Annotated in this window: 7 protein-coding genes and 1 pseudogene; 7 read left to right on the forward strand and 1 reads right to left on the reverse strand. The window is 42.4% G+C overall.

Annotation, left to right across the window (positions count from 1 at the left end):
• From BLR42_RS21480 to BLR42_RS21510, 7 genes are all read left to right on the forward strand, one after another.
• The coding region (locus BLR42_RS21480) for a transposase (RefSeq protein ID WP_139165242.1) at window positions 1–246 on the forward strand (246 nt) is incomplete at its 5' end.
• A 44-nt stretch (window positions 247–290) separates the two neighbouring features.
• Window positions 291–590, forward strand: a complete 300-nt coding sequence (locus BLR42_RS21485; protein WP_091873631.1) for a hypothetical protein — start codon at window positions 291–293, stop codon at window positions 588–590.
• Window positions 591–770: 180 nt separating this feature from the next.
• Complete coding sequence (locus BLR42_RS21490) at window positions 771–2,597, forward strand: IS1096 element passenger TnpR family protein (RefSeq protein ID WP_091873632.1); 1,827 nt, start codon at window positions 771–773, stop codon at window positions 2,595–2,597.
• A 36-nt stretch (window positions 2,598–2,633) separates the two neighbouring features.
• The gene (locus BLR42_RS21495; protein WP_091873634.1) at window positions 2,634–4,316 is read left to right on the forward strand and encodes a hypothetical protein; all 1,683 of its coding nucleotides are present in this window, start codon (window positions 2,634–2,636) and stop codon (window positions 4,314–4,316) included.
• A 306-nt stretch (window positions 4,317–4,622) separates the two neighbouring features.
• Entirely contained in the window at window positions 4,623–5,174 is a 552-nt protein-coding gene (locus BLR42_RS23750) for a DUF4298 domain-containing protein (protein ID WP_242879470.1), read from the forward strand.
• Window positions 5,175–5,178: 4 nt separating this feature from the next.
• Complete coding sequence (locus tag BLR42_RS21505) at window positions 5,179–5,592, forward strand: EamA family transporter (protein WP_091822486.1); 414 nt, start codon at window positions 5,179–5,181, stop codon at window positions 5,590–5,592.
• 7 nt (window positions 5,593–5,599) lie between these two features.
• Window positions 5,600–5,920: a TIGR04076 family protein gene (locus BLR42_RS21510; protein WP_330387423.1), complete on the forward strand. Its 321-nt coding sequence runs from the start codon at window positions 5,600–5,602 to the stop codon at window positions 5,918–5,920.
• A gap of 143 nt (window positions 5,921–6,063) precedes the next feature.
• Here BLR42_RS21510 and BLR42_RS23215 read toward each other — a convergent pair.
• A pseudogene (locus tag BLR42_RS23215) lies at window positions 6,064–6,337 on the reverse strand (transposase); the annotation flags it as partial.

A 6,337-nucleotide genomic window follows, 5' to 3' on the forward strand; every position in this document is an offset into this window, starting at 1 on the left:
CACTGTAGGATCCCGGTGTTTGTGGAGCTGCAGAGAAAGATCATGCGCCACAAGGATCATATCCTTAACACTATCGAGCTTGGTGTGACCAATGCCCGCATTGAGGCAACCAACAACAAGATAAAATTGCTTATCCGGAAGGCGTATGGATTCAGGGACGTAGACAGTATGATCGATATGGTTTTGCTATACTGTTCTGACCTGAAAATACCGTTACCAAATCGCAACCGTGTAAAGTACGCTTAAGCCGCATGGCATGAGGACTTCAGCGTATTTAACTAACCACACTCATGCCAGAAGAGCCTGAAAAATATGAATTAGAATTTATCTCTGAGAATAGTTCAAAAGAAGAGGATGCATCCAGAACAAAGGCTAAGATTGATGAAATTGATAATTACATAGAGACAGTTTATGCGAAGGATGTGTATGCATATTATTCCCAAAAGAAGCCAAAGTTGATTAGAAAGAAAACAAATGAAGTTGTGTCATGGGAGGATGCTTTCGGAGATGATTTTGAGAAAATATCTAAGCCTTTACGTCATTCATTAGTTGCTCTAGTTGATGGAGATGGTAGATATAAATTTATATAGTACGATAAAAAAATCATTTAATTTGATATGTAGGGCATAAATTTTGCTGGTCTCATCCTAGTGATAGGGAAAGAGATCAGCAAATTATTTCAATTCTAAAACCTAGGTTGACACGAAACTCGATAAACGATATCTTTAGTTCAGTAGCTACTAACTTATCGAAAGGAAGCGAAAGCTGTGATGGAAAAGATGCCGGATAACGACGAAGTTGATGAGCTTTACCAGTCTATTATAGACGAGTATGAGACTACTAAGTCAATAGCCCAGATTGCAAAAAAACTTAATACCACCCAGGTGAGGGTGCAGAGGGTTCTGATAACGGAAGGACTGTGGAGTTCTAAGAGGACGAAGCAGATAGCAGATCTTCGGCAGCAGGGCTTTTCAACAGAGGAAATCGCTGAGAAGCTGGGGAAGGATGTCAGGACAATACAGACGTTTTTACCATATACCCGTGGTCAGTACGGTAAATCGGATTCAACGGATGCCCTGAAATCAAAAGAGTATCGTGACCGTATGCATGTTGCAGCTGAGAACATGAGAAATAAGGGTGAAGCTGCCATGACTATAGAACGGGGCATTGATATTGATTACCTGATGGAGAACGGAGCGCAGGGCGAAGGGAATATAAACATAAAGCCCCACACCGAAGAAGAACTTGAACGAAATCCGTTTTTGAATAATGAATCAGTATACAGGTTGAAGGTTGAATTAAGGGATCATTTCATGTGGGGAGAAAACGGGCTTGGTCTTGATGCGGATGAAGAGCGTGATTTTCTGAAACTTGCAAAAGCCAAAGAGGGAATATCCCGGGAAGTCCTGGTACCCAGCACAATGAATCTTCATGCAATGCATTACATGATACAGAGGCTTTTTGGTTGGCAGAACGGTCACCTGCATAACTTCTGTATATCCAAGGATGAGTTCCAGGGGATTACGAGAGGGACGGTAGGAGGATGGAAAAATCTGTGCGGAAGCCTTTTACATTTTCCTGCGGATGATTCCACAGACTTTTACTGGGATGATGATTACCAGGAAGGCGAGAGTGTAAAAAGCTGGCTCAAAAGGAAATATGAAGGACCATATTTTCAGAAGGCTGTATGCGAGACATATTTTGATTCGCAGAGACAGGTGAAGAAGTTTTCAGAGGATTATCCCAAATTCACATCTGACATGTCACTTGATGAAATGAACAGCAAGATCATTATGGAGGAGAATCTGAACTTCCTGAATGAAAGACTTACGCTTGGTGAGCTTCTGACAGATAAGGCGCCCAGGGCAGGGAAGGCCAGGGAAAAAGCTTATGCAAAATGGCTCGAGAGACTTGATAAAAAGAAGAAGAGAATCGATGAGAAGATAGCAGGTCTGGGTGAGCAGACAGTTAAGGATTATATTGAGGCAGCAGATAACCTGAAATTATGGCGCCATAACAGAAATAATGTGGAAGACAGGCTTTATTTCGGGAATGCCGACGGGCTGATGGATGAGACCGGGAGAACAGCTGAGGAGTGGCTGGACAGGGCAGATTATATGATTCCGCTATATGAAGACGGATGCCACAGGCTTTTTAATGAGTTTAACCCGAGACTCACACCGCTTTTTGATACGCTTTATTATCTGTATGATTATGGCGATGGCTGGTGCGTAAAGATTACCGTGATGGATAAATATGACAGAAAGACTAATGCAGACCTGACAACATGCAAGGCTTTCGTGATCGATATCATGAATGAGAATGATGGCCTTGAGCGTTACAGATATTACAACGGGGACCAGGCTATGGATGAGGAACTTCGCAGCGTGCTTGCATATGTGGATGTGAAACAGCATCCGAAATGCGTGGCAGCAGACGGTTTATATGTCCTTGATGATGTAGGCGGGATAAGCGGCTTTTATGAAATGCTTGAGACGCTGGCAGGCGATGATCTGGAGGAAAAGGCTGAGACCAGGACCTGGGCAAGGAGCCTTGGATGGACAGGCAGGATGAGCAAGCCTGAAAATATGCTATGATTTACAGAAATCAGGACAGGATACAGAGGTAGAGAAATGAGACCACCATTTAGTAATTCATTTTATGAAGGTCAGTATGATGATGAGTTTTTAGACGACTTTGATTCTGTTGATTTTCAGAATAAAAAAGAACTGGCAGCTATTGTGTTTGAAGATATGCTCAGCAAAGAACATGGGAATGTGGTCGCACCTGATACAACCGGCGTGGACTTTTTCTTTCTGATGGATTTTATCACCTGGAACATGCACTTTGATTTTGCGCTTATCGAGCAGGATTTTCTGAAGAACTGCAGAGCCAAGCTTGACGAGTTTCAGCATGTTGCGTGGTATGGTGATTCGTCTTTCAGAACACACAGACCACTTGATGCCATGCAGGGAAGCGTCATGAGACTTATTTATAATGGGGCGAAAATTGGTGATGATTATTGTCTCGAGCTCATCAAGAATCTTTATAAGGTTTACCACAAAAAAGAGTACAACCAGTTAAAGAGGTTCAGGAAGATCACCCCGGAGGAGATCTTTTCACTTACGGAGACTGAGTATACGGACAGTAGTTACCCGGCCATCGGAAGAGTGATGGGGATGTGCCCTTTTATGGGGATCGAGCTGCATGAAAACTGTTCTTTTGTGTATAAGCTTCTGAATAAAAAGCGTGAAGAGTATCTTGCCCAGGAAGATGAAGAGACTGAGTATGAAATGTTTGAAGACGGCCTGTTTGATGAGTGTACAGAGCAGGTAGATCAGTGGATTTCCGAACAGGCAAAGAAAAACCTTCCATACAACAGGCATAACGTAAAGTACTGGGATACCTTCGATTTTGTAGGGAAGTGCCTTAGACAGCATGGATATGTTGCGGATTACCATCAGCTGTGCATTGAGAATAACATGGGACTCAGAACACAGTTCATACGTACTCTTGCCATGCTGAAATCATGGAAACCCAAAAGAGAGTTTACTTTTGAGGAAGTCCAGTTCTATACAAATATCTATGATCTGTCATCTGCATTGACGGATGTTGCAGACAGTTTTGATTACGAAGCAGGATATCTTATAGGCGAGGATATTGATGAGATGAATCTTGATGAAGCTCTTTTTAATCCTGCTAGTATGACTGTGAATGTAAGGAACAAAAAGCCTGAGAAGAAGCCGGCAACAAATGTGGCCCCTGTCAGCAAGGGCAATGTAAGCGCAGAAGATTATCTATCCGAAATAGCTGAGCTTAGAAAGAAGCTGAATGAAAAGGAACAGGAGAATAAGTACCTCCGTGAGCAGTACAGAAATGCCAAGCATTCTTCGGAGGAGACAGAGGGGCTTGTTAGAAAATATGAGGCTGAGCGAGATGAGCTTATTGCCCTCCGCGAATATGCATATAACTCCGAGCATGAAGAGGATGTTGTAGAGGAGAACAAGCTTCCTGAAATTAAGGAGGCCATTGCTGATAAGAAGATCGTTATCATTGGTGGGCATGTTAACTGGCAGAACAAGCTTAAGCAGATGTTCCCTGAATGGCTGTTTGTCCATCCGGATGCATATAAGACTGTAAACAGCGGAATGCTTGAAGGTAAGGATAGGGTATACTTCTTTACTGACTACATTAACCATATCAGCTATAAGAAATTCGTGGCTGTTGTCAGGGAGAAAAATATTCCTTTCGGATATATAGGAAGCAGGAATATTGATAACGTGGTATCGCAGATATACCAGGAGATGGTAAAGTAAGTTTTGGGTGATTAATATAAAAGCTGCATTTCTGCAGCTGAGTTTTTGAGGGTTAGCTGCCAGATTGTCATGTTTCTGGCAGCTTGTGTTTTATGAAGAAAAGTGTTCTTATGAGGGGTTCCAAGAGGTTTTGTGTTCCTCTTGATGTTCTTATGATAACTAATCTTACTTAAGCCAAACTAAAATTCTGTGTGGAAAGTGTGAAGATTCAGTGAAATCGTGATCTGCCTAAAATAGGTGCTTGTGGTGCCGGAATGCGAGTATAATATTTCATAAGATAAGATACGATGAGATGGGAACGGACATATGAGTAAACACAAAATGGTAAATGGCAAACTCCTTCAGATGAACAAGAGCTATGGCCAGCTTAAGAATAAACAGAAATCAAAGATAGCGGAGTGGATGTACCAGGCATACAAGAAGCAGGTAAATGAAGGCATTAGCGATGAAGAAGCTATGTCGCTTGTTTTGGATAAGATAAATGAGGCACAGATCTGGGTGCCTGATTACGAGGTGGAGAAAAAGTACAACGGGAGTAAGAATAAATTCAAAAGAAGGCTTGCCAGTGAAAACATACCACAGCATATATATCAGATGGAAGCTCTCCTTGATAAAGCGACGGCAAGGCTTGATGTTTTGGAAGCGAAAATAGAAGAGTATAAGGAACTCCAGTCCGATATCAAAAGACTTGAGGAATACTATACAAGCCAGCAGTGGAAGGACGATTTCGCCATGGATGAGAAAGGGACTTTTCCTGAGAGACTGAAGCGTGGTGTTTTGTCAGAGGACGGAATCTATAACCTGTTGGAACGCAATAAGGAAATGATGGACTGGATAAATACAGGGAGTGAGGATTGAGGATATGTGGCTGTTATTTGCAATTCTTTCAGCAGTGTTTGCTGCGTTGACATCTATCCTGGCAAAGGTGGGTATAGATGGAGTTAATTCGAATCTTGCCACAGCAATAAGGACATGCGTTGTGGTGGTAATGGCCTGGGTTATGGTTTTTGTCACCAATGCTCAGGGTGGCATCAATACCATAAGCAGAAAGAGCTGGATATTTCTTATCCTTTCGGGACTGGCTACAGGAGCATCATGGCTATGTTATTACAAAGCTTTGCAGATGGGAGAGGCATCAAAGGTTGTTCCTATAGACAAATTGAGCGTTGTCATTACGCTTGTGTTGGCATTTGTTTTCCTGCATGAGGAGTTTACAACGAAGTCTCTTATAGGATGTGTGCTGATTGGAGCAGGCACGCTGATTATGGTGATGTAACGGAGGCATGATGAAGAAAGTAAGGATCACAGTAAAAAAGATTGCTCAGTATTCTGATCTGATGGAACAGTATGAAAATCCGATAGAACATGCGTGTAGCATGAGGCTTGAACAGAGCTTCATATGCAATGGATGGGAAAGACCGGAGGGTTTCTGTGAGAGTGCATGGGAAACCGTGTCGCCGTTTGTAATGACACTGGCTCATGGTGGTGAGAATTTCTATGACGGATGGATGAAGAACCCAAAGTCAGCAATGATTTCCTGTAACGATGGATTCAGACCGGTAAGTTTTTTGTTGGAAACAATGGATGAGGATATGATCATGTGACGTGCCGCAAAGATGAGGCCTTTAGAAAAGAACTCGATGGCAATAGAGAAAAGAGGATAGTTATGAAAAAGCTGACACACTAGAATTGTGGCAGCTTTTTCTCTCTTAACACCCCTAAAGTCGTTAAATGTGTACTCAAATCATCACTCCTGATTTAGGCCTATTTTTTCCAGATAGAGCGCATCACAGGAGGTTATTTCTGTATTCCATCTGCGACTGCGGAGTTTGGTAGATATCTCTACCTGCTCGATTGTATCAAACCACTGCAGCTGCAGATATAAAGGTGTATTGTTGACCCAGGTTCTTAGCTTTTTGGTGGTCTTGAGATCTTCGCTCTTTAAGTTCCCGCTGTTGATCTCGTTGTCGAGAACTGCCTTGAGCTTGCGTATTTCTTCGCTGAAATATTCGTAGTAGCAC

The sequence above is a fragment of the Butyrivibrio sp. INlla16 genome (genome assembly GCF_900104155.1).
Taxonomy (GTDB): Bacteria; Bacillota; Clostridia; order Lachnospirales; family Lachnospiraceae; genus Butyrivibrio.

Coding starts and splice junctions, on each gene's coding strand:
- BLR42_RS21485 (WP_091873631.1), top strand. CDS start 291: ATGCCAGAAGAGCCTGAAAAATATGAATTAGAATTTATCTCTGAGAAT.
- BLR42_RS21490 (WP_091873632.1), top strand. CDS start 771: ATGGAAAAGATGCCGGATAACGACGAAGTTGATGAGCTTTACCAGTCT.
- BLR42_RS21495 (WP_091873634.1), top strand. CDS start 2,634: ATGAGACCACCATTTAGTAATTCATTTTATGAAGGTCAGTATGATGAT.
- BLR42_RS23750 (WP_242879470.1), top strand. CDS start 4,623: ATGAGTAAACACAAAATGGTAAATGGCAAACTCCTTCAGATGAACAAG.
- BLR42_RS21505 (WP_091822486.1), top strand. CDS start 5,179: ATGTGGCTGTTATTTGCAATTCTTTCAGCAGTGTTTGCTGCGTTGACA.
- BLR42_RS21510 (WP_330387423.1), top strand. CDS start 5,600: ATGATGAAGAAAGTAAGGATCACAGTAAAAAAGATTGCTCAGTATTCT.